The 20,052-nt window shown below is 71.1% G+C and carries 17 protein-coding genes and 1 pseudogene; 5 read left to right on the forward strand and 13 right to left on the reverse strand.

What is annotated here, in order from left to right:
• Positions 1 to 34 precede the first annotated feature (34 nt).
• From ftsH to dacB, 5 genes are all read right to left on the reverse strand, one after another.
• Positions 35 to 2,062 (reverse strand): ATP-dependent zinc metalloprotease FtsH, encoded by a 2,028-nt coding sequence (gene ftsH, locus ACFYQQ_RS16365; protein WP_355780942.1) that lies wholly within the window; start codon positions 2,060 to 2,062, stop codon positions 35 to 37.
• A gap of 199 nt (positions 2,063 to 2,261) precedes the next feature.
• Complete coding sequence (gene hpt, locus ACFYQQ_RS16370) at positions 2,262 to 2,822, reverse strand: hypoxanthine phosphoribosyltransferase (RefSeq protein WP_010986089.1); 561 nt, start codon at positions 2,820 to 2,822, stop codon at positions 2,262 to 2,264.
• A 99-nt stretch (positions 2,823 to 2,921) separates the two neighbouring features.
• Positions 2,922 to 4,070 (reverse strand): tRNA lysidine(34) synthetase TilS, encoded by a 1,149-nt coding sequence (gene tilS / locus ACFYQQ_RS16375; RefSeq protein WP_355780947.1) that lies wholly within the window; start codon positions 4,068 to 4,070, stop codon positions 2,922 to 2,924.
• Positions 4,071 to 4,262: 192 nt separating this feature from the next.
• Positions 4,263 to 5,387 carry a zinc-dependent metalloprotease gene (locus ACFYQQ_RS16380; RefSeq protein ID WP_355780950.1) on the reverse strand — a complete coding sequence of 375 codons (1,125 nt, stop codon included), beginning with the start codon at positions 5,385 to 5,387 and terminating at the stop codon, positions 4,263 to 4,265.
• Positions 5,388 to 5,571: 184 nt separating this feature from the next.
• Positions 5,572 to 7,128: a D-alanyl-D-alanine carboxypeptidase/D-alanyl-D-alanine-endopeptidase gene (gene dacB / locus ACFYQQ_RS16385; RefSeq protein ID WP_355780953.1), complete on the reverse strand. Its 1,557-nt coding sequence runs from the start codon at positions 7,126 to 7,128 to the stop codon at positions 5,572 to 5,574.
• A gap of 79 nt (positions 7,129 to 7,207) precedes the next feature.
• On the opposite strand from dacB, the gene ACFYQQ_RS16390 reads away from it, so the two are divergent.
• On the forward strand, positions 7,208 to 7,699 hold the full coding sequence (locus ACFYQQ_RS16390) for an inorganic diphosphatase (RefSeq protein ID WP_355780971.1): 492 nt from the start codon (positions 7,208 to 7,210) through the stop codon (positions 7,697 to 7,699).
• 161 nt (positions 7,700 to 7,860) lie between these two features.
• Complete coding sequence (locus ACFYQQ_RS16395; RefSeq protein WP_355780956.1) at positions 7,861 to 9,519, forward strand: threonine/serine exporter family protein; 1,659 nt, start codon at positions 7,861 to 7,863, stop codon at positions 9,517 to 9,519.
• Between the two features lie 66 nt (positions 9,520 to 9,585).
• On the opposite strand, the pseudogene ACFYQQ_RS16400 reads toward ACFYQQ_RS16395, so the two are convergent.
• Positions 9,586 to 10,242: pseudogene (locus tag ACFYQQ_RS16400) on the reverse strand (DedA family protein); the annotation flags it as partial.
• A gap of 141 nt (positions 10,243 to 10,383) precedes the next feature.
• Between ACFYQQ_RS16400 and ACFYQQ_RS16405 the strand changes: the two are divergent.
• The gene (locus ACFYQQ_RS16405; RefSeq protein WP_355780959.1) at positions 10,384 to 10,752 is read left to right on the forward strand and encodes a YbjQ family protein; all 369 of its coding nucleotides are present in this window, start codon (positions 10,384 to 10,386) and stop codon (positions 10,750 to 10,752) included.
• 15 nt (positions 10,753 to 10,767) lie between these two features.
• On the opposite strand, the gene ACFYQQ_RS16410 is transcribed toward ACFYQQ_RS16405, so the two are convergent.
• Entirely contained in the window at positions 10,768 to 11,535 is a 768-nt protein-coding gene (locus ACFYQQ_RS16410; protein WP_355780962.1) for a MerR family transcriptional regulator, read from the reverse strand.
• A 112-nt stretch (positions 11,536 to 11,647) separates the two neighbouring features.
• Here ACFYQQ_RS16410 and ACFYQQ_RS16415 point away from each other — a divergent pair, with 112 nt between their 5' ends.
• The gene (locus ACFYQQ_RS16415) at positions 11,648 to 12,922 is read left to right on the forward strand and encodes an ion channel protein (RefSeq protein WP_356163837.1); all 1,275 of its coding nucleotides are present in this window, start codon (positions 11,648 to 11,650) and stop codon (positions 12,920 to 12,922) included.
• A gap of 40 nt (positions 12,923 to 12,962) precedes the next feature.
• Positions 12,963 to 14,366 (forward strand): glutamate decarboxylase, encoded by a 1,404-nt coding sequence (locus ACFYQQ_RS16420; RefSeq protein ID WP_388904800.1) that lies wholly within the window; start codon positions 12,963 to 12,965, stop codon positions 14,364 to 14,366.
• 6 nt (positions 14,367 to 14,372) lie between these two features.
• Here ACFYQQ_RS16420 and ACFYQQ_RS16425 read toward each other — a convergent pair whose 3' ends face one another.
• From ACFYQQ_RS16425 to ACFYQQ_RS16450, 6 genes are all read right to left on the reverse strand, one after another.
• Positions 14,373 to 15,167 carry an ABC transporter permease gene (locus ACFYQQ_RS16425; RefSeq protein WP_355793554.1) on the reverse strand — a complete coding sequence of 265 codons (795 nt, stop codon included), beginning with the start codon at positions 15,165 to 15,167 and terminating at the stop codon, positions 14,373 to 14,375.
• Complete coding sequence (locus ACFYQQ_RS16430) at positions 15,164 to 16,117, reverse strand: ATP-binding cassette domain-containing protein (protein ID WP_355793556.1); 954 nt, start codon at positions 16,115 to 16,117, stop codon at positions 15,164 to 15,166. The genes ACFYQQ_RS16425 and ACFYQQ_RS16430 overlap by 4 nt, the downstream gene beginning before the upstream one ends.
• 87 nt (positions 16,118 to 16,204) lie before the next feature.
• A complete protein-coding gene (locus tag ACFYQQ_RS16435; protein ID WP_355781082.1) occupies positions 16,205 to 16,846 on the reverse strand; it encodes a PadR family transcriptional regulator in 642 nt (213 codons plus the stop codon).
• Positions 16,847 to 16,894: 48 nt separating this feature from the next.
• Complete coding sequence (locus tag ACFYQQ_RS16440; protein ID WP_355781085.1) at positions 16,895 to 17,443, reverse strand: DinB family protein; 549 nt, start codon at positions 17,441 to 17,443, stop codon at positions 16,895 to 16,897.
• Positions 17,444 to 17,553: 110 nt separating this feature from the next.
• Positions 17,554 to 19,014 carry an aldehyde dehydrogenase family protein gene (locus tag ACFYQQ_RS16445; RefSeq protein WP_355781088.1) on the reverse strand — a complete coding sequence of 487 codons (1,461 nt, stop codon included), beginning with the start codon at positions 19,012 to 19,014 and terminating at the stop codon, positions 17,554 to 17,556.
• 160 nt (positions 19,015 to 19,174) lie between these two features.
• The gene (locus ACFYQQ_RS16450; RefSeq protein WP_355781091.1) at positions 19,175 to 19,999 is read right to left on the reverse strand and encodes a helix-turn-helix transcriptional regulator; all 825 of its coding nucleotides are present in this window, start codon (positions 19,997 to 19,999) and stop codon (positions 19,175 to 19,177) included.
• Positions 20,000 to 20,052: the final 53 nt, after the last annotated feature.

The following is a 20,052-nucleotide window of genomic DNA, read 5'->3' on the forward strand; positions in this document are numbered from 1 at the left end:
CCGGGCCTGGTGAGAGCTCCGGGAGCCGTAACGATCAGCTCTCGGGGCGCTCCTCCGGGGCGGTCTCCGTCGAGGGGACGGACTCCGTCGCGCTGGCGATCGTGGCCGAGGCCCCGTTCGCCCCGTTCGTCAGCGACAGCTCCTTGGGGGAGAGCACCGGCGGGCGGGTGGACGGCGTGCGCCGGGAGGAACCGGTCCACGCGGGGCGGGCCGGACGCTTGACGATCGGAGCGAAGATCTCGGCGATCTGCTCCTTGCCCAGCGTCTCCTTCTCCAGCAGCTGAAGCACCAGGTTGTCGAGGACGTCGCGGTTCTCGACCAGGATCTCCCAGGCCTCGTTGTGCGCGTTCTCGATGAGCTTCTTGACCTCTTCGTCGACGAGCGCGGCGACCTCTTCCGAGTAGTCGCGCTGGTGCGCCATCTCCCGGCCGAGGAACGGCTCGGTGTTGTCGCCGCCGAACTTGATCGCGCCCAGACGCTCGGTCATGCCGTACTGCGTGACCATCGCGCGGGCCGTCGCGGTGGCCTTCTCGATGTCGTTCGCCGCGCCCGTGGTCGGGTCGTGGAAGACCAGCTCCTCCGCGGCGCGGCCGCCCAGCATGTACGCGAGCTGGTCGAGCATCTCGTTGCGCGTGGTGGAGTACTTGTCCTCGTCCGGCAGGACCATCGTGTAACCGAGGGCCCGGCCGCGCGACAGGATGGTGATCTTGTGCACCGGGTCGGAGTTCGGAGACGCCGCCGCGACCAGGGCGTGACCGCCCTCGTGGTACGCGGTGATCTTCTTCTCCTTGTCCGACATGATCCGGGTCCGCTTCTGCGGGCCCGCGACCACACGGTCGATCGCCTCGTCGAGCATGTTGTTGTCGATCAGCTTCTGGTTGCTGCGCGCGGTGAGGAGCGCGGCCTCGTTCAGCACGTTCGCCAGGTCCGCACCGGTGAAGCCCGGGGTGCGGCGCGCGACGGCCGACAGATCGACGTCCGGGGCGACCGGCTTGCCCTTCTGGTGGACCTTGAGGATCTCCAGACGGCCCTGCATGTCCGGGCGGTCGACCGCGATCTGGCGGTCGAAACGGCCGGGACGCAGCAGCGCCGGGTCGAGGATGTCGGGCCGGTTCGTCGCGGCGATGAGGATCACGCCGCCCTTGACGTCGAAGCCGTCCATCTCGACGAGCAGCTGGTTCAGCGTCTGCTCGCGCTCGTCGTGACCGCCGCCGAGGCCGGCGCCGCGATGGCGGCCGACCGCGTCGATCTCGTCGACGAAGACGATCGCCGGGGCGTTCGCCTTGGCCTGCTCGAACAGGTCACGGACCCGGGAGGCACCGACACCGACGAACATCTCGACGAAGTCGGAACCCGAGATCGAGTAGAAGGGCACGCCCGCCTCACCCGCGACGGCGCGGGCGAGCAGCGTCTTGCCGGTTCCAGGAGGCCCGTAGAGGAGCACGCCCTTGGGGATCTTCGCCCCGACGGCCTGGAACTTCGCCGGCTCCTGGAGGAACTCCTTGATCTCGTGGAGTTCCTCGACCGCCTCGTCCGAGCCCGCGACGTCCGAGAACGTCGTCTTCGGGGTGTCCTTGGTGATGAGCTTCGCCTTGGACTTCCCGAAGTTCATGACCCGGGAGCCGCCGCCCTGCATCTGGTTCATCAGGAACAGGAAGACGACGACGATGAGTACGAAGGGAAGCAGGGACAGCAGGATGCCGACGAACGGGTTCTGCTTGGACGGCGAGACGGTGTAGCCGTCCGGAATCTGCTTGTTCTGGTATTTGTCCTGAAGGGTGCCGGCGAGGCTCACGCCCTGGTCGCCGATGTAGCTCGCCTGGATCTTCGAGCTGCCGTCGACCTTTTCGCCGTCCTTGAGCGAGACCTTGATGACCTGCTCGTCGCCGGTGGTGATCTTGGCCGACTCGACCTTGTTCTCATTGATCGCTCGGACGACCTGGCCGGTGTCCACTGTCTTGTAGCCGCCGGACGAGCCGACGACCTGCATCAACACGACCACGGCAAGGACGGCCAGCACGATCCACATGACCGGCCCACGGAAGTATCGCTTCACGTCCATCCATACGGAGCGGAGCCGCCCCGTCCCTCCTGCCATAGTGAGTTTGACAAAGACTTGTAAAGACTGTTCTTCGGACGGTACCCCAGCATTGTCACCCGAAGACGCAGGGGACGACTGACAATCCCGTCCACGCATGCTCCAACGCCGTGAAACCCGCTGGGGTTCCCGATCGTCTTACGAAGACCGGTGGCCCGCTCGCTCAGCCGCCGTAGACATGGGGCGCGAGCGTACCCACGAACGGGAGATTGCGGTACTTCTCGGCGTAGTCGAGGCCGTAGCCGATCACGAACTCGTTCGGGATGTCGAAGCCGACCCACTCCACGTCGATCGCGACCTTGGCCGCCTCCGGCTTGCGCAGCAGCGTGCACACCTTGAGGGAGGCCGGCTCGCGGGAGCCGAGGTTGGAGATCAGCCAGGACAGGGTCAGTCCCGAGTCGATGATGTCCTCGACGATCAGGACGTGCTTGCCCTTGATGTCGGTGTCGAGGTCCTTGAGGATCCGCACCACACCGGAGGACTGGGTGCCCGCGCCGTACGAGGACACGGCCATCCAGTCCATCGTGACGGGGGTGGACAGCGCACGCGCCAGGTCCGCCATGACCATCACCGCGCCCTTGAGCACTCCGACGATCAGCAGGTCCTTGCCCGCGTACTCCGCGTCGATCTTCGCGGCCAGCTCGGCCAGCTTCGCGTCGATCTCTTCCTTGGTGATGAGCACCGACTTGAGGTCGGTGCCCATGTCTTTCGCGTCCACCCGCATCACTTTCGGTCGTCCGTCCCAACGGCCGCTCGGACCGCCCACACCCCGCGTAAGCGGTCCCCAGGAGCCATTGGAGCGGCCCCGGCGGAGGGTCCGGTTTCAGCCTTGCCGGATCACCAGTCTGCCACCCTGCCGACGGGCGACGACTTTGCCCGGGAGATTGATGGCCCCCTGACCGCGCCATCCGGTGATCAGCCGGTCCATCTCCTCGACGTGCCGGGCGAAGAGCGAACCGGCGGGTGCGCCCGCCTCGATGGCGGCACGGCGCAGGATGCGGCGGCGTACGGCGGGCGGCAGGGCGTAGAGCTTGGCGCACTCCAGGAGGCCGGAGGCGTCGCGTACGGAGGCCTCGGCCTGGCGGGCCCAGGAGTCGAGGGCGTCGGCGTCGTCGCGCGAGAGCTGGGCCGTACGGGCGAGCGCCTCGACGACTCCTTTGCCGAGCGCCTTCTCCAGCGCGGGCAGGCCCTCGTGGCGCAGCCGGGAGCGCGTGTAGGCGGGGTCGGCGTTGTGCGGGTCGTCCCAGACCGGGAGCGACTGGACCATGCAGGCCTTGCGGGCGGTCTGCCGGTCGAGGTGCAGGAAGGGGCGCCGGTAACGGCCGTCGGCCCCCGAGACCGCGGCCATTCCGGACAGGGAGCGGATGCCGGAGCCGCGGGCGAGGCCGAGCAGGACGGTCTCGGCCTGGTCGTCGCGGGTGTGGCCGAGCAGGACCGCGGCGGCCCCGTGGCGTTCGGCGGCGGCGTCCAGGGCGGCGTACCGGGCGTCGCGGGCGGCCGCTTCGGGCCCGCCTTCGCGGCCGACGGTGACGGCGACGGACTCCGCGGGGCCGAGGCCGAGCTCGGTCAGGCGCAGGACGACCTCGTCGGCGCGCAGGTCGGAGCCGGGCTGCAGTCCGTGGTCGACGGTGATGCCGCCGGCGCGGATGCCGAGTCTGGGGGCCTCGAAGGCGAGGGCGGAGGCGAGCGCCATGGAGTCGGCGCCGCCGGAGCACGCGACGAGGACGAGGGGCGGCGGCTGTTCGTGCGGGGTGTCCGGGGACGCGCCGGTGGTGCGCCCGCGCCGGGATGCGGGGGCCGGTACGCGCTCGCCGGTGACGGCGGGGCGTACGGCGGTGGTTGCGGGCGCGCACCCGGCGCAGGAGGCGGGCGTACGCCCGGCGCCCGGGGAGGGTGTGTGCTCGGTGAGGATGTCGTGGAGTACGCGGCGAACCGCCAGGCGTATCGCCGCGACCGCAGGATGGGGACCCATGTCCGGTTCCCTTCATGAAGTTTTCGGGGGGTGAACCCGGTGTCGGTCACTCAGAGTGTGTAGATGGTGACAGAACCGGGCCGTTCCCCGAGCATTGCACGCCTACTCATGCCCCACGGTCCCTCGGACGGGTGATTGAAGGGGCGTTCACCTGCCGTCGGCCGGATTCGTCTCACGACCCCGCGGGGCGCTTCACGACTCCGGTTTGCGGTGCACCCGAGTGACCCAGTCCGCCGGTTTGGAGATCTCCGCCTTGGTCGGGAGGGTGTTCGGGGAGGTCCACACACGGTTGAAGCCGTCCATGCCCACCTCGTCGACCACGGCGCGCACGAACCGCTCGCCGTCGCGGTACTGCCTGAGTTTGGCGTCCAGGCCGAGCAGCTTGCGCAGGGCCAGGTCCAGGCGGGAGGCGCCCTTGGCCCGGCGCTGCTGGAACTTCTCGCGGATCTCGGCGACGGACGGGACGACGGCGGGGCCGACGCCGTCCATGACGAAGTCGGCGTGACCTTCGAGCAGGGACATCACGGCGGTGAGGCGGCCGAGGATCTCTCGCTGGGCCGGCGTCTGCACCAGTTCCACGAGGGACCGGCCGTCCTCGCCCTCCTCGCCCTCGGGGCGCCCGCCCGCGAGGGACTGGGCGGCCTCCCTGATCCGCTCCAGGACCGTCATGGGGTCGACCTCGGTCTCCGCCAAGAAAGACTGGATTTCGCCCTCGAGGTGGTCGCGCAGCCAGGGCACGGCCGTGAACTGGGTGCGGTGGGTCTCCTCGTGCAGGCAGACCCACAGCCGGAAGTCGTGGGGCTGGACGTCGAGTTCCCGCTCGACGTGCACGATGTTGGGGGCGACCAGCAGGAGCCTGCCGCCGCCGTTCCCCCCGGCCGGGAGGTCGCGCGTCGCCGGGGCGAAGGTCTCGTACTGCCCGAGGACCCGCGAGGACAGGAACGACAGGAGCATGCCCAGCTCGACGCCGGTCACCTTGCCGCCGACGGCGCCGAAGACGGCTCCGCCCGGCGAACTGCCGCGCCGCTCCTGCATCTTGTCGAGAAGCGGCTTGAGGAGTTCCCGGAATCCGGCGACGTTCGCCCGGACCCAGCCGGGGCGGTCGACGACGAGCACGGGGGTGTCGTGCACCCCGTCCTCACCCAGACGAGTGAATCCCCGGACGTGCTCCTCCGAGGCCTTCGCGTGCCGCCGCAGCTCCGCGACGACGGCCCGGGCCTCGTCGCGGCTCACCTCGGGGCCCGGCCTCACGAGCCGGGTCGCGGTCGCCACCGCGAGATTCCAGTCGACCATCTCGGCACCACCGATGCTCGTCATGCGTCAACCGTACGTGAGGGCGTCCGGCCGCGGTGAGGGGTGAGACGCCGGGTGTGCGTCCCGCGTGGGGCCGGCGGGGCGGCCGGTGGCCCCGGGACGGCAGGGGCGAAGCGGCTTCCGGACACCCCGTGGCGCCTGCCCGGCACGGTCGTCCCGCCCGTTCGCGGGCGCCGCCGGACGGGTCTCAGCGGCAGCCGCACGCCGCCAGCGCGGACGCGGTGCGGTCCAGGGCCGTCTGGGCGGTGGTGCGGTCCGTGGTGCCGTCGGCGAGGAAGGCGAAGGCCAGCAGCCTGCCGTCGGTGTCGACCACCGTGCCGGCCAGCGCGTTGACGCCCGTCAGCGTGCCGGTCTTGGCACGTACGACGCCGGTGGCCGGCCGGACCGCGCCGTCGGCGTAGCGCTGGCTGAGGGTGCCCGTGAATCCCGCGACGGGAAGTCCGGTGAGGGCGGGGCGCAGTTCGGGGTGGGCGGGGTCACCGGCCTTGGCCAGCAGGGCGGTCAGCAGGTCGGCCGAGAGCTTGTCCGAACGATTCAGGCCACTTCCGTCCGCGAAAACGGCGTCCCTCAGCGGAATGTCCAGTTTCTTCAGCTGGGCGCGGATCGCGGTCGCGCCGCCCGCGAAGCTCGCCGGTTCGCCCGCGGCGAGGGCCGTCTGCCGGGCGAGGGCCTCGGCGATGTCGTTGTCGCTGTTGGTGAGCATCCGCTCGACGAGGGCGGACAGCGGCGGGGACTGGACCTCGGCGAGGGGCTTCGAGCGGCCGGTGGCCTTGGAGGGGCCGGGGGACGTCGTCCTGATGCCCTCGTCCTTCAGGAGTCCGGCGAACTTCCGGGCGGCGTCGGCCGCCGGGTCGGGGCTGCGCCCCGCGGCGCCGCTGGTGGAGTCGTCGAGGCGGCCCTCGTCGACCATCAGCGGGGTGACCTGCGCGATGTTGCCCTCGACCCCGGCGGGCGGCTGCCCCGGGCCCGCGTACAGCGAGGTGTCGTAGGAGAGCGTGACCTCGTCCAGCTTGCGCGCCTCCAGGGCGCGGGCGGTACGGGCGGCCAGGGTGCGCAGGCTCGCCCAGTCCCCGTCGCGCTTCTTCCGGGCGGTCAGGGTCGGGTCGCCGCCGCCCACGAGCACGACCTCGCCGGTGTCCGGCTCCAGGGCGGCGCGGGTGGTGATGCGGTGGTCGGCGCCGGCCGCGGTGAGGGCGGCGACGGCGGTGGCGATCTTCGTGGTGGAGGCCGGGGTCAGCGCGTCGGCGGAGCCCGTGCCGTACAGCCGTCTGCCGGTCGCGAGGTCCACGACGGCGGCCGAGTGCCGCGTGCCGAGCGACGGATCCTTCAGGAGCGGGTCCAGGACGTCCGCGAGGGCCCTCTCGGCGGGCGCGGGCGCCGAGACGGTGGCGCCGCCGAGGCCCGCCAGGACGGACGCGGCGCTGGGCGCGGGGCGGGGTCCGCCCGCCGCCGCTCCCGGATCACGGCCGTGATCTGCGCCACCCTGTCCGGGCCGCGATGCGGCCCAGTCGCGCTCCGCCGTACGCTGACCCGAGGAGTCCCAGGGACCGGCGGCGGTCGCCACCGCGGCCGCGAGCGCCAGGCCCACGGTGGCGGAGACGGCTGTGAGCTGCAGAGTCGTCACCTTCACGGGGCGCGGCCGGACGGCTCGGGTGACCCGCACGACGTGCGGTTTCACGGTCCGCGCGACCCGCACCACGTGCGGTCTCGCGGCCCGCCAGGCCCTCAGCTCTGGCACGACCACCAGCCCCTTTCGCGATCACACACCTGCGTGAGGGACACTTAACCACCAGAACTATGTGCTGATCATGGAGGAGCCACCGGTGGAGTTCGACGTCACGATCGAGATTCCGAAGGGTTCGCGGAACAAGTACGAGGTGGACCACGAGACCGGTCGGATCCGCCTGGACCGTCGACTCTTCACCTCGACCAGCTACCCGGCCGACTACGGCTTCGTCGAGAACACCCTCGGCGAGGACGGCGACCCGCTGGACGCGCTGGTCATCCTGGACGAGCCGACCTTCCCGGGCTGCCTCATCCAGTGCCGCACGATCGGCATGTTCCGCATGACCGACGAGGCCGGCGGCGACGACAAGCTGCTGTGCGTCCCGGCGCACGACCCGCGCGTGGAGCACCTGCGCGACATCCACCACGTGTCGGAGTTCGACCGCCTGGAGATCCAGCACTTCTTCGAGGTCTACAAGGACCTGGAGCCCGGCAAGTCCGTCGAGGGCGCCAACTGGGTCGGCCGCACCGACGCCGAGGCCGAGATCGAGCGTTCCTACAAGCGCTTCAAGGAGTCGGGCGGTCACTGACCTGCCTCTTCTCATCGTCCGGGCCGTGCGACCCTGTTCAGGGCCGCACGGCCCGTTCGCGTATCCGTACGCATACTGAGGCCTACGGAAGGTACGCGTGAGGCGTACGGGACGTACGCATACGACGTACGCGCACGGCACGGAAGGCAAGGCGGCAGTTGGTGGCGGACCCGGAGGCGGAAGACCGCAAACCGCAGTCGGACGAGGCGAGGAGCGCGTTCGCCCCGCCGGCCGGGGTGGTGGCGCCGCAGGCCCCGGTGGTCGAGGACGAGTCGTCGACGACGTCGGAGTTCGCCCTCCCCAAGGGCCTCGACGCCCCGCACACGGTTCCCGGCGACACCGAGGGTTCGGCGTTCAGCACCCCGCGCACCTACAGCGCCCAGCACGCGCCGCCCGCCTTCACCCCGCCCGGCGGCATGCCGGTGGTCCGGCTGACCAAGGACGCGCCCTGGCAGGACCGCATGCGCACGATGCTGCGGATGCCGGTGACGGAGCGTCCGGCGCCCGAGCCCGTACAGAAGGAGGACGACGCCGGTCCGGCCGTCCCGCGCGTGCTCGACCTGACGCTGCGTATCGGCGAGCTGCTGCTGGCGGGCGGCGAGGGCGCCGAGGACGTCGAGGCGGCGATGTTCGCGGTCTGCCGCTCGTACGGGCTGGACCGCTGCGAACCGAACGTCACGTTCACCCTGCTGTCGATCTCGTACCAGCCGTCTCTCGTGGACGACCCGGTGACGGCCTCGCGGACGGTACGGCGCCGCGGCACCGACTACACCCGTCTCGCGGCCGTGTACCGGCTCGTGGACGACCTCAGCGACGCGGAGACCACGATCTCCCTGGAGGAGGCCTATGGCCGCCTCGCGGAGATCCGCCGCAACCGCCACCCGTACCCGGGATGGGTGCTCACCGCGGCGGGCGGGCTCCTCGCGGGCGCGGCCTCGGTGCTCGTCGGCGGTGACGTCTTCGTGTTCGTCGCGGCGGCGCTCGGCGCGATGCTGGGCGACCGGCTGGCGTGGCTGTGCGCGGGGCGCGGACTGCCGGAGTTCTACCAGTTCACGGTGGCCGCGATGCCGCCCGCCGCGATCGGGGTGGCGCTCCAGCTGTCCGGGGCCGGGGTCAAGGCGTCCGCCGTGATCACCGGTGGACTGTTCGCCCTGCTGCCGGGAAGAGCGCTGGTCGCGGGCGTCCAGGACGGTCTGACCGGCTTCTACATCACCGCGTCGGCACGCCTGCTGGAGGTCATGTACTTCTTCGTCGGCATCGTCACGGGTGTGCTGCTGATCCTGTACTTCGGGGTGAAGCTGGGCGCCGGGCTCAATCCGGACCAGGCCCTCGGCGTCTCCGAGCGGCCGGTGCTCCAGCTCGTCGCCTCGATGCTGCTGTCGCTCACCTTCGCGGTGCTGCTCCAGCAGGAGCGCTCCACCGTGCTGGCGGTGACCCTCAACGGGGGCGTGGCCTGGGCGGTGTACGGCGCGATGCGCTACGCCGGGGACATCTCGCCGGTCGCCTCCACGGCCGTGGCGGCCGGTCTGGTCGGCCTGTTCGGGCAGCTGCTGTCCCGTTACCGGTTCGCGTCGGCGCTGCCGTACACGACGGCCGCGATCGGGCCGCTGCTGCCCGGTTCGGCCACGTACTTCGGGCTGCTGGCCATCGCGCAGAACGACGTCGACAAGGGGCTCGTGTCGCTGACCAAGGCGGCGGCGCTGGCGATGGCCATCGCCATCGGGGTGAACCTGGGCTCCGAGATCTCCCGGCTGTTCCTGCGGATGCCGGGCGGGGACGCCGCGGGCCGCCGCGCGGCCAAGCGGACACGCGGCTTCTGACGGCTCCCGCCCACCGGGGCGGACGCTCGGCGGCGGCTAGCGCTTGGCGTGGCGCCCGCGCTGGCCCGGAGGGGTCGACGCGGGCGAGGCGGCGGCCGCCTTCTTGTTCTTGCCGCGGGCGCGCAGGTACTCGACGGCGATCGGGACCACCGAGACGAGGACGATCAGGATCAGGATCGCCTCGATGTTCTTGTGCACGAACTCGATGTTGCCGAGCCAGGAGCCGAGCAGCGTGACACCCGCGCCCCAGAGCACGCCGCCGATGACGTTGAACGTGATGAACGAGCGGTACCGCATGCCGCTGACGCCGGCGATGATCGGCGTGAACGTGCGCACGATGGGCACGAAGCGGGCCAGGACCAGGGACTTCGGGCCGTACTTCTCGAAGAACTCGTGGGCCTTGACCACGTTCTCCTGCTTGAAGAGGCGGGAGTCCGGGCGGGTGAAGAGCGAGGGGCCGACCTTCTTGCCGAAGAGGTAACCCGCCTGGTCGCCGGCGATCGCGGCGACGCAGATCAGCACGACGGCCAGCCACAGCGGGAAGTCCAGCTGGTGCGAGGCGATCAGCAGGCCGCAGGTGAACAGCAGCGAGTCGCCCGGCAGGAAGAAGCCGATGAGCAGGCCGGACTCGGCGAAGACGATGAGCAGCAGGCCCCAGATGCCGAAATTGTCCAGGAGCGTGTTCGGATCCAGCCAGCTTGGTCCAAGGGCAAGCGTCGTCACGGTTCCGGGCTCCTGGGGGTGAAGGAAGGGTTCGGCTGTGGTGTCAGGCCGACCCAAAGCTATCAACGTCGCGTGTCCACGCCAGGTTCCACCGGGGTCCCCGGGATGCACTGTGCCCCGACTGGGACAAAGCTGAGAGCCATGGGTATCGAAGACTACGGCGGCGGCACCGGGCCCCGGCCCGACGTGCTGGTCGTCACGACGAACGACGTCCCGGGTCATCGCGTCGAGCGGGTCATCGGGGAGGTGTTCGGCCTCACCGTGCGCTCCCGGCACCTGGGCAGCCAGATCGGCGCGGGCCTGAAGTCGATGATCGGCGGTGAGCTCAAGGGCCTCACCAAGACGCTGGTGGAGACCCGCAACCAGGCCATGGAGCGGCTCGTCGAGCAGGCCCGCGCACGGGGCGCCAACGGCGTGCTGATGTTCCGCTTCGACGTCTCGGAGGCCGCCGACGTCGGCACGGAGGTGTGCGCGTACGGGACGGCGGTGGTCCTGGCCCGGGAGGAGTGAGCCCGGGCCAGGCGCTCAGGAGTTCCGCTCGGCGTTCGCCGCGATCGCGTCCCGCAGGTGCTCGGCGAGACCCGGCCGCATGGAGTCGTAGAACTCCTTGAACCGCTCGTCGGAGACGTACATCTCGCCGAGCCCCCGGTGCGTCTCGTACGGGCACGGGTAGAACCACTCGGCGATGTGCAGGCGGTGCTCCTCGGCCAGGTCCATGGCCGGGCCCCCGGACGGGGGTTCGCCCGCCGCCATGAGGGCGCCGTAGCGCTCGCCCCAGGAGGCGACCTCGGCCTGCATCCGCTTCCAGTCCTCCTTGGTGTAGCGGGCCGCGCGGCGCTGCGACTCGGCGTACGCCTCCGTGCCGCCCCAGCGCCGCTCGGCCTCCTCGGCGTGCTCCTCGGGGTCCTTGTCCCCGAAGACCTCGAACTTCTCCTCGGGTGTGAGATCGATGCCCATCGTGCGTGCCTCCATGGCGTGTTCCACGGCCGCGGCCATCTTCCGCAGCTTCTCGATCCGGGCGGTCAGCAGTTCGTGCTGGCGGCGCAGGTGCGCGCGCGGGTCCGCTTTTCCGGTGGCCAGATCGTCGAGCAGGACCGCGACCTGGTCGAGCGGGAAGCCGAGCTCCCGGTAGAACAGGATCTGCTGGAGCCGGTCGAGGTCGGCGTCGCCGTACCGGCGGTGCCCCGCGCGGCTGCGCTCGCTCGGCACGAGCAGGCCGATCTCGTCGTAGTGGTGCAGCGTGCGCACCGTGACGCCCGCGAAACCGGCGACCCGGCCCACTGAGTAGCTCAACCTTCCGCTCCCTTCTGGGTACGCCCCTCAGCCTGGCCCCTGACGCGACGTGAGGTGCAAGCCGGAATTCCTCGGGATGTTATGCGGCTTTTGCCCACTTAAGGTGTGGCTCGTGAGCACCGAAGCCCCGGCGGCGCCGGGTCCGACCCCCGTCCGGCGGCTGCTGCCGCTGCTCGTGCCCTCCATCCTCGTCGGCATCGCCGCGGCTCTCGTCCTGCTGGGCGTCAGCTGGGTCGCCGACCATCTGCAGGACGTCCTGTGGCAGACCCTGCCGGACGCGCTCGGGATCGGCCGCTACTCCTCGCTCTGGATGATCGTGATGCTCACGGCGACCGGCGTCGCGGTGGGCCTGGTCATCTGGAAGGTGCCGCGGCACGCGGGTCCCGATCCGGCGGCCAGCGGCCTCGTCGACCCTCCGCTGGCACCCGCGGTACTGCCCGGACTGCTCGTCGTCACCGTCCTGGCGCTGGCGGGCGGGGTCAGTCTCGGCCCCGAGAACCCGATCACGGCCACCAACATCGCCCTCGCCTGCTGGCTGGGCGCCCGGATCGCCCCCGGCTCCCCCACCATGCTGTGGCTGTCGCTGGCGGCCGCGGGAACGGTCGGCGCCCTCTTCGGCACCCCGGTGGCGGCCGCACTGATCTTCTCCGAGGTGCTGGCCGAGCGGCCAGGACCCGGCGCCCTCTGGGACCGGCTGCTGCCGCCGCTGCTCGCGGGCGGCATGGGCGCGCTGACCGTCACCCTGCTGGCCCACCCGAGCTTCGACCTCTCGCTGCCCGCGTACTCGGGGCCGCACTGGGGCGACCTGCCCGGCGCCCTGATCGTCGCCTCCGTCGGGGCGCTGATCGGCATGGCGGCGGTCTACGCCCTGCCGTACGTCCACGGCGCCTTCGCGCGGCTCGGACGCCCGTGGCTGGCGCTTCCCCTGGGCGGTCTGGTGCTCGGCCTGCTGGGCGCGCTGGGCGGGCACCTGACCCTCTTCAAGGGCCTGACGGAGATCAAGGTCCTGGCCGAGGACCCGGACGGCTGGTCCTCGGGCGAGTTCGCGCTGATGACCGTGGTGAAACTCGCCGCGCTGGTCGTCGCGACCTCGTGCGGGTTCCGCGGTGGCCGGATCTTCCCGTCGGTCTTCGCGGGGGTGGCCCTCGGCCTGTGCGCCCACGCCCTGGTGCCAGAGGTGGACGTCACCCTCGCCGTCGTCTGCGCCGTGCTCGGGATGCTCATGGCCGTCACCCGGCAGGGCTGGATCAGCCTCTTCACCGCCGCCGTCCTGGCAGCCGACGCGGCAGTGCTGCCGCTGCTCGTCATGGCGTCGGTGCCGGCCTGGCTGCTGGTGACCGGCCGGCCCCTGATGCAGCTCCACGACGACGGGACCCCGCTCCGCTGACCCCCGCTCCCCCACCCCCCTCTCCCCCACCGGAGGCGACATGGCACTGCACAAAGGCCCCGAGTCCGGCGAACGTCCGTTGTCCGTCAACCCCTTCTTCGGCGAGACCAACCCCGTCAGCGGCATGGCCGAGGCGCCGCCCAAGCACCGCATCCCGGACGGGCCGCTGCCGCCCACCACGGCGTACCAGCTGGTCCACGACGAACTCATGCTGGACGGCAACGCCCGGCTGAACCTCGCCACCTTCGTCACCACCTGGATGGAGCCGCAGGCCGGGGTGCTGATGGCGGAATGCCGCGACAAGAACATGATCGACAAGGACGAGTACCCGCGCACCGCCGAACTGGAGCGGCGCTGCGTGGCGATGCTGGCCGACCTGTGGAACGCGCCCGACCCCGGTGCCGCAGTGGGCTGTTCGACGACCGGCTCCAGCGAGGCGTGCATGCTCGCCGGGATGGCCCTCAAACGCCGCTGGTCCAACCGCAACGCCGACCGCTACCCCGGGGCCCGCCCGAACCTCGTGATGGGCGTGAACGTCCAGGTCTGCTGGGAGAAGTTCTGCAACTTCTGGGAGGTCGAGGCGCGCCTGGTGCCCATGGAGGGCGAGCGCTTCCACCTCGACCCGAAGGCCGCCGCCGAGCTGTGCGACGAGAACACCATCGGCGTCGTCGGCATCCTCGGCTCGACCTTCGACGGGTCGTACGAGCCGATCGCCGACCTGTGCGGGGCCCTCGACGAACTCCAGGAGCGCACCGGCCTGGACATCCCCGTCCACGTCGACGGGGCGTCGGGTGCGATGGTGGCGCCCTTCCTCGACGAGGACGTGGTCTGGGACTTCCGGCTGCCGCGGGTGTCGTCCATCAACACCTCGGGGCACAAGTACGGCCTGGTCTACCCCGGCGTCGGCTGGGCGCTGTGGCGGTCGGCCGCCGAACTGCCCGACGAGCTCGTGTTCCGGGTCAACTACCTGGGCGGTGACATGCCGACCTTCGCGCTCAACTTCTCCCGGCCGGGCGCGCAGGTGGTGGCGCAGTACTACACGTTCCTGCGGCTGGGCCGCGAGGGCTACCGGGCCGTGCAGCAGACGACCCGGAACGTGGCCCGGGAACTCGCGGGCCGGATCGAGGAGATGGAGGACTTCCGGCTCCTGACCCGGGGCGACGAGCTGCCGGTCTTCGCCTTCACGACACGGCCGGAGGTGACGTCGTACGACGTCTTCGACGTGTCCCGGCGGATGCGCGAGCGCGGCTGGCTGCTGCCCGCGTACACCTTCCCGCCGAACCGGGAGGACCTGTCCGTGCTGCGCGTGGTGTGCCGCAACGGCTTCTCGGTGGACCTGGCGGAGCTCTTCGTGGACGACCTGAACCGGCTGCTGCCGGAACTGCGCCGGCAGCCGCGCCCGTCGACGCACGACAAGGGCGCGGCCACCGGCTTCCACCACTGAGGCGCGTCAGCGGCTGAGGCGGGCGAACCGGCGCACGGCCAGCGGGAAGAACACCGCGAGCAGGGCGAGCGGCCAGGCGACGGCCGCCCAGACGTGGCCCGGTTCGCCGCCCGGGCCGCCGACGAGGTCCCGTACCGCCGTCGCCGTCTGGGACATCGGGTTCCACTCGACGGCCGTGCCCAGCCAGCCGGGCATGGCGTCCGGGGTCGCGAACGCGTTGGAGAGGAACCCGACCGGCCAGACCAGGATCTGCACCGCTTGGACGAGTTCGGGTCTGCCCGCCACCATCGCCAGCTGGATGCCGATCCACAGCATCGCGAACCGGAAGAGCAGCAGCAGGCCGAGGGCGCCCAGGAAGGCGCCCGGGCCGCCGTGCACGCGCCAGCCGATCGCGTAGCCGACCCCGCACAGCACGAGCAGGGACAGCGCCGACTGGAGCATGTCGGCGGCCGAACGCCCCACGAGGAAGGCCGCGTCGGCCATCGGCATCGACCGGAAGCGGTCCACGACGCCCTTGTTGAGGTCCTGGGTGACCGCGAGCATCGTGCCCTCCAGGCCGAAGGCCATGGTCAGCGCGAGCATGCCCGGCACCAGGAAGTCCACGTAGTCGCCGTCGACCTCCCGGCCGCCGCCGACCAGGTAGCCGAACATCAGCAGCAGCATCACCGGGAAGACCAGGCCGACGAGCACGCGCACCGGCTGCCGTGCCCAGTGGGCGAGTTCGCGGCGGGTCATGGTCCAGCAGTCGGTCAGGGCACGGGCCCCCGAACGGCTCCAGCCGGTCTCGTACGTGGTGCTCATACGGCCTCCTTCACGCGCCGGCCGTCCCCGGTGAGGTGCAGGAACACCTCGTCCAGGGTGGGCCGCCGCAGGGCGATGTCCTCCGCCTCGATGCCGGCCTCCTCCAGGGCGCGCACGACCCCGGAGAGCGCCGCCATCCGGTCGGTGACCGGGGCGCTGAGCAGGCGCCGGTCGACGTCCACCGAGACGTCCTCGGCGGCCAGGGGCAGCAGGGTCGCGGCGGCGCCCAGCAGACCGGCGTCGCGCAGCACCACGTCGATGCGGTCGCCGCCGGTGCGCGCCTTGAGTTCGTCGGCCGTGCCGTCCGCGACGACCCGGCCCCGGTCGACGAGCGAGATGCGGTCGGCCAGCTGGTCCGCCTCCTCCAGGTACTGCGTGGTCAGCAGGACCGTGGTGCCCTCGCCGACCAGGGACCGCACGGCCGCCCACACCTCGGCGCGCCCGCGCGGGTCGAGTCCGGTCGTCGGCTCGTCCAGGAACAGCACCTCCGGCCCGGTGATCAGCGAGGCCGCCAGGTCCAGCCGGCGGCGCATGCCCCCGCTGTACCTCCCGACCGGCTTGCGGCCGGTGTCCGCGAGCCCGAAGCGCTCCAGCAGCTCGCCGGCCCGCACGCGCGCGTGGGAGGCGCCCAGGTGGTACAGCCGCCCGAACATCTCCAGGTTCTGCCTCCCGTCGAGTTCCTCGTCGAGCGCGGCGTGCTGGCCGAGCAGGCCGATGCGGCGCCGTACCCGGGCGGCCTCGCGCACCACGTCGCACCCGGCGACCTCCGCCCGCCCGGCGTCCGGCCGCAGCAGCGTCGTCAGCACCCGCACCGCGGTGGTCTTGCCCGCCCCGTTCGGCCCCAGCAGGCCGTGGACGGTGCCCCGCCGCACCGCCAGGTCCAGTCCGTCCAGCGCCGCCCTCTCCCCGTACCGCTTCTCCACGCCCTCGACTGCGATCGCGTCGGCCATCCGGCTCCCTCCGCCCGAGCACCCCAAGTAGTCAAACTTGACCACTGGCTCGAAGGTACGACCCGGAACCTCATTCGTCAAACTTGATTAGTCGCGGTCCCCGGGATGCGGCGTCCCCGTCGCGTACGGGTTCTCCTCGCCCTCGTGCAGGACCCCGACGAACGGTTCGCCCTCACCGGCGAAGGTGTACGCGCCGCCCTCGATCCGCTCGATCAGGCCCCGGGTCCACTCGGCGTCGGCGTCCGCGCTGTGCACCCAGAGGTTCATGATCTCGCCGATGTGGCCGAGCTGTTCCGGGCCGTCCTCCGGCACGTAGTGCTCGGTCACCGCGGAGCGCCACTCCTCGATCCGGTGGATCCGCTCCTTCAGCAGCCCCACCGCCTCGTCCCGCGGCAGTTCGACGATGAAGCCGATCCCGGCCGACTTCACGTCCATCTTCTGGTCGTACGAGGTCAGCGACTCCCGCAGCAGGGACAGGAACTCCTCGGTACCGCGGTCCGTGATCTCGTACTCGGTGCGCGGCGGCCCGCCGGCCGTGGAGGGGGCGATCTCGTGGGCGTGCAGCAGTCCCTGCTTCGCCATCTGCTTGAGCGCGTGGTAGATCGAACCCGGCTTGGCGTTGGACCACTCGTGCGCGCCCCAGTACTCCAGGTCGTTGCGCACCTGGTAGCCGTGGGCCCGCCCGTGCTGGCGCACCGCGCCCAGCACGAGGAGACGGATCGCTGACATGGGGTCCAGGTTAGGACCCCGCCGCCCGCGGGCCTTCGGCCGGTCCCGTCAGCCCTGGCCGCCGCCCCGCTCCTCGGCGACCAGCTCGAAGGCCGTCCGCCCGTCCAGGGACTCCCGGACGATGTCGGCGTGGCCCGCGTGCCGGGCCGTCTCGGAGATCAGCCGCAGCATCACCCAGCGCATGGACACCCGCTCGTCCGGCGGGAACCAGGGGTCGTTCGGCAGCGCGAACGTGTCGTCCAGACTCGGCACCGAGCGGATGAACGCCTCCGTACTCGCCGCGACCTTCTCCCAGTACGCCAGCACCGACTCCGGGGTCTCGTCCCCGGTCAGCACGAAGCACTCGTGCCAGTTCGACGCGTCCCGCCGGACGGCCGGCGGCTCGCCCTGGGCGCGGGCGATCCAGCCCTGCTCGACCTCGGCGAGATGCTTGACCAGCCCGGCCAGGGACAGCTCGCTCGCGCTCGGCCTGCTGCTCGCCTGCTCCGCGGTGAGCCCGAGCAGGGTGCGCCGGACGCCGCCGCGCTCGCCCTCCAGGAACGCGAGCAGCGCGCCGCGTTCGTCGCCGTGCGCTTCCGCGTGAACGTGAGTGACCATGACGGGCCGCCTTTCGTGGATGCCGTTGCCGTTCTCTGCCGACACCCACGACGCTACGGACCCTTGCGGTCAGGTGCTGTCCGCAAGGGCTCGCGAAACGCGGACAGGCCCTAGAACGGGAAGAAGCTGCGCCCGTGCTGCACGGAGATCCACTTCTGCGTGGTGAACGCCTCGACCGTCGCCTCGCCGTTCAGGCGGCCGATGCCGGAGCGCTTCTCGCCGCCGAAGGCGACCAGCGGCTCGTCGTGCACGGTGCCGTCGTTCACGTGGAACATGCCGGTGTCGATCTGCTTGGCGAAGGCGACACCGCGCTCGACGTCCGCCGTGTGGACGGCGCCGCTGAGGCCGTACGGGGTGTCGTTGACGATGCGCACCGCCTCCTCCTCGCCGTCGAAGGGGACGAGCAGCGCGACCGGGCCGAAGATCTCCTGGCGCAGGACGGCGGAGTCGGCGGGCAGGTCGGTCAGCACGGTCGGCTCGACGAGGTTGTCGGTGGTCGCGCCGCGCAGCAGGGCCGTGGCGCCCTCGGCGAGGGCCTGGTCGACGGCGCCCGTGATCGCGTCCGCCTGGGAGGAGTTGATGACCGGGCCGATGACCGTCTGCGGGTCGCTCGGGTCGCCGGTCTTCAGGCCCTTGACCTTGGTGACGAACTTCTCGGTGAACTCGGCCAGCACGGAACGGTCCACGAGGACGCGGTTGGCCGCCATGCAGACCTGGCCCTGGTGCACGTACCGGCTGAAGACCGCCGCGTCCACGGCGTAGTCGACGTCCGCGTCGTCCAGCACCACGAGCGCGCTGTTGCCGCCGAGTTCGAGCACCGAGCGCTTGAACTGCGAGGCGCAGACGGTGGCGACGTGGCGGCCGACCTTGTCCGAGCCGGTGAAGGAGATGACCTTGGGGACCGGGTGCTCCAGGAAGGCGTCGCCGATCTCGGCGATGTCGGTCATCACGACGTTCAGCAGACCGCCGGGCAGACCCGCGTCCTCGAAGACCTTGGCGACCAGCGAGCCGCCGACGATCGGGGTGTTCTGGTGCGGCTTGAGGACCACGCCGTTGCCGAGCGCGAGGGCGGGCGCGACGGACTTCAGCGACAGCAGGAAGGGGAAGTTGAAGGGGCTGATGACGCCGACCACGCCGACCGGGACGCGGTAGACGCGGTTCTCCTTGCCGTCGACCGGCGAGGGCAGGATGCGTCCCTCGGGCCGCAGCGCCAGCTGGATCGACTCGCGCAGGAACTCCTTGACGAGGTGCAGCTCGAAGCCGGCCTTGAGGTGGGTGCCGCCCAGCTCCGCGATGATCACCTCGGTGATCTCCGCCTCGCGCTCCTCGATGATCCTGAGGGCCCGCTCGAAGACGGCGCGACGCGCGTAGGGGTTGGTCGCGGCCCACTCCTTCTGGGCGCGCTGGGCCGCGCGGTACGCCTCGTCGACCTCGTCGACCGTGGCTATCGTGATCGACGCCAGCTTCTCCCCGTCGTACGGGTTGAAGTCGATGATGTCCCAGGAGCCGGTGCCGGGGCGCCACTCGCCGTCGATGTACTGCTGTGCCAGGTCGGTGAAGTAGGACGACATGTGATCCCTCAATCCCAGGGCTGCCGAGGCAGACATCCGATCAACGTCTGATCACACGTCATCGTACTGGTGTGCAAAGGGAGTTGAGGGACGCTCCGGACAGTCGGCGAGGACTGCCGCACGGCCCCGCAGGACCGCGCGGCACGCCCGGCAGGCCGCGTCAGGAGAGCTGCAGGAGACCCCTCAGCAGGTCCCGGCTCTCGGACGGGCCGGGACTGTCCTGCTGCAGCTCCTTGAGCGCGCCCTCGTACTGGGTGACGTCCTCGCGCTTGTCCAGGTAGAGGGCGCTGGTGAGCTGCTCCAGGTAGACGACGTCCGACAGGTCGGACTCAGGGAAGCTCAGGATGGTGAAGGAGCCGCTCTCGCCCGAGTGGCCGCCGAAGCTGAACGGCATGACCTGGATCTTGATGTTCGGACGCTCCGACAGCTCGATCAGGTGCTGGAGCTGTCCGCGCATCACCTCGCGGTCGCCGTAGGGACGGCGCAGCGCGGCCTCGTCCAGGACGCAGTGGAACTCGGGGGCCCGCTCGGAGACGAGGTGCTTCTGGCGCTCCAGGCGCAGGGCCACCCGCCGGTCGACGTCCGCGGCGCTCGCGCCCTTCATGCCGCGCCGGACGACCGCGTGCGCGTACGCCTCGGTCTGCAACAGGCCGTGCACGAACTGCACTTCGTAGGAGCGGATGACGTGCGCCGCGCCTTCGAGGCCGACATAGGTCGGGAACCAACTGGGCAGGACGTCCGAGTAACTGTGCCACCAGCCCGCGACGTTGGCCTCTTTCGCGAGGGAGATGAGAGACGTCCGCTCGGCCTCGTCGGTGATGCCGTAGAGCGTCAGCAGGTCCTCGACGTCACGCGTCTTGAAGCTCACCCGTCCCAACTCCATGCGGCTGATCTTCGATTCGGAGGCACGGATCGAGTAGCCGGCCGCTTCCCGGGTGATCCCGCGCGTCTCCCGCAGGCGCCTCAGGTGCGACCCCAGCAGCATGCGCCGCACCACCGAGCCTCCCCCAGCCTCAACTGCGGTCGACCGGGGGTACC

It is taken from the genome of Streptomyces sp. NPDC005496 (assembly GCF_042872045.1).
Lineage (GTDB): Bacteria > Actinomycetota > Actinomycetes > Streptomycetales > Streptomycetaceae > Streptomyces.